This window comes from Rhodococcus sp. ENV425, assembly GCF_002887785.1.
Classification (GTDB): Bacteria; Actinomycetota; Actinomycetes; order Mycobacteriales; family Mycobacteriaceae; genus Rhodococcus; species Rhodococcus aetherivorans.
In genome coordinates this window covers 1-1,775 of record NZ_PCZU01000101.1, presented here as the reverse complement: position 1 = coordinate 1,775, position 1,775 = coordinate 1, and the positions used below count along the sequence as shown (strand labels likewise).

At 70.1% G+C, this 1,775-nt stretch carries 2 protein-coding genes; one reads left to right on the top strand and one right to left on the bottom strand.

All coding sequences use genetic code 11. The annotated features are described in order from the left end of the window. A partial coding sequence (gene ssd / locus CQZ88_RS08390; RefSeq protein WP_374703814.1) for a septum site-determining protein Ssd occupies positions 1-647 on the bottom strand: 647 nt, incomplete at its 3' end. Between the two features lie 376 nt (positions 648-1,023). Here ssd and CQZ88_RS08385 point away from each other — a divergent pair. Beyond that, on the top strand, positions 1,024-1,775 hold a 752-nt coding region (locus CQZ88_RS08385), incomplete at its 3' end, for an HAD-IB family hydrolase (protein ID WP_102799581.1).

Genomic DNA, 1,775 nt, shown 5'->3' with positions numbered 1-1,775 from the left:
GGCGCCGGCTCTGCGGCGGACTCGCGATCTGCGGACAGCACGCCGAGTCCCGGCAGCCATTCGGGCACCGCATCGCGCAGGGTCCGGGCGGAGAGACGGCCACGATCGACGGTGAGACCGGGCCAGCGGACACCCGGCCGGTCCTCGATTCCGGTGAGGACGTCCAGTCCCCCGCCCAGGGGGTCGCCGTCGACGAGGAGGGCTCCCGCACTGCGCCGGAAGGCGGCGACCGTCCATGCCAGGGCGGCTGCGAACGTGGACGCGCCGGCGCCGCCGCAGCCGCCGAGGACAGCGACGACGTGGCCGCCGCCCGCGTCGGGCTCGGCGGCCGTGCCGAGCACGGTGAGCAGTTCGACCTCGTCGTCGGGCAGCCCCACCACGTGTTCGGCGCCGACCGCGGTGGCCGCCTGCCAATCGGGGAGGTCGGCGCCGCCGGCGGTGACCAGGACGATTCCGCCCCGCCGGGGGAGCTGCTGCGCGCATGCCAGGGCCGCGGTGCGGTCGATCACGACGAGTCCGGCGTCGAGCCAGGTTCTGCGCGACGGTGTCGTCACCGTCTCACCGACCGTGCGGTCGGAGGCGGCCGCCACGCGACGCAGGCTCGCCATCAGCGCGGGATCGTCGACGAGGGCCAGGACATCGGTCATGGCGCCCAGCTTGCGCGGTGGCCGGGCGCCCCGGAAGCAGCTGCCGGGGGAACCGGCGAATCTGTGGATGAACGCGCTGCCTGTGGATGAACGCGCCGGGCTCCGAAAGGTCCCGGAACAGAGGACGACCCTCGCCAGGGGGGGAGGAGGCGAGGGTCGTCATGTTCAGCCCCGGGGGTCGGGCTGAACACCCCCTGGACTATGTCCAGGTGTCGTCGATACTACGCCCCGACCCGATATTTGCAAGTTCAACCGTCGCGCATTTCACGCAGTGTGCAGGTTCGACCGTCGCGGGTTTTGCGCAGGTGGAGGGGCCGGACGACCGGCCGGAGCGCAGGGCGTACCGGGAAGGAGCAGTCACACCTATTGTGGTGCCGTGACCGACGCGACCGTGGCCCCGACCCAGTCCGGCCGAATCGCCGCCTTCTTCGACCTCGACAAGACCGTCATCGCGAAGTCCAGCGCACTCGCCTTCAGCAAGCCGTTCTTCGCCCAGGGACTCCTCAACCGGCGGGCGGTGCTGAAGAGCAGCTATGCCCAGTTCCTGTTCATGCTGTCCGGGGCCGACCACGATCAGGTGGAGCGCATGCGGGCCCACATCGCGGCGATGTGCACGGGCTGGGATGTCGAGCAGATCAAGTCGATCGTCGCCGAGACGCTGCACGATATCGTGGATCCTCTGGTCTTCGCCGAGGCCGCCGATCTCATCGCGGACCACAAGCTCCGCGGGCACGACGTGATCATCGTGTCCGCGTCCGGGGAGGAGGTGGTCACTCCCATCGCGGCGGCACTGGGGGCGACGCACAGCACCGCCAGCCGGATGCGGATCGAGGAGGGCCGCTACGCCGGAGAGCTGGAGTTCTACTGCTACGGCGAGGCCAAGGCGGAGGCGATACAGGCACTGGCGCTGCAGTACGGTTACGATCTCGCACGTTGCTACGCGTACTCCGACTCGTCGACGGACATTCCGATGCTGCGGGCCGTGGGCCATCCGCGCGCGGTGAACCCGGATCGGGTGCTGCGTCGAGAATCCCTCGAAAATGGTTGGCCGATACTTACTTTCACGCGTCCTGTGCCGCTCCTGCATCGTCTCACCGCGACGCCGCCGGCCGCCGTCGCCGCGACGGC